The organism is Pseudomonas sp. 05T35, from assembly GCF_056396605.1.
Map to the genome: position 1 here is coordinate 1 of NZ_JBFTLU010000900.1, position 582 is coordinate 582.

The following is a 582-nucleotide window of genomic DNA, read 5'->3' on the forward strand; positions in this document are numbered from 1 at the left end:
TAACCCCAAGCAATCTGGTTATACTGTGAAGACGACATTCGCCGAAAATTCGCAATTACTCACAAATTTTACCTTAGCCTGATCCGTTACCAGTGAAAGTAACGTTCAGTCTATCTTTCTATCACATACCCAAATTTTTAAAGAACGATCTAATCAAAGACTAGAAATCAACATTCACCATCGCAGCGATGGAATGCTCATTTCTAAGCTTTCATACAACAGAAGCAGTAGTGGTGGAGCCAAACGGGATCGAACCGTTGACCTCCTGCGTGCAAGGCAGGCGCTCTCCCAGCTGAGCTATGGCCCCGTATTTCTACAGGCGTTTCCCACACAAGCAAAATTGGTGGGTCTGGGCAGATTCGAACTGCCGACCTCACCCTTATCAGGGGTGCGCTCTAACCAACTGAGCTACAGACCCAATTTCGGGCTGCTTCTTATCGTCTTCTTCAATGAATCAAGCAATTCGTGTGGGAGCTTATGCAGCAGCTGATGTCGTCGATTAAGGAGGTGATCCAGCCGCAGGTTCCCCTACGGCTACCTTGTTACGACTTCACCCCAGTCATGAATCACACCGTGGTAACC

The 582-nt window shown here is 47.8% G+C and carries 2 tRNA genes and 1 rRNA gene; all 3 read right to left on the reverse strand.

The annotated features are described in order from the left end of the window. Nucleotides 1–231: 231 nt before the first annotated feature. Nucleotides 232–307, reverse strand: a tRNA-Ala gene (locus tag AC1DH9_RS30560). Nucleotides 308–341: 34 nt separating this feature from the next. Continuing rightward, nucleotides 342–418 (reverse strand) — tRNA-Ile (locus AC1DH9_RS30565). Nucleotides 419–500: 82 nt separating this feature from the next. Further along, nucleotides 501–582: ribosomal RNA gene (locus AC1DH9_RS30570) — 16S ribosomal RNA — on the reverse strand; the annotation flags it as partial.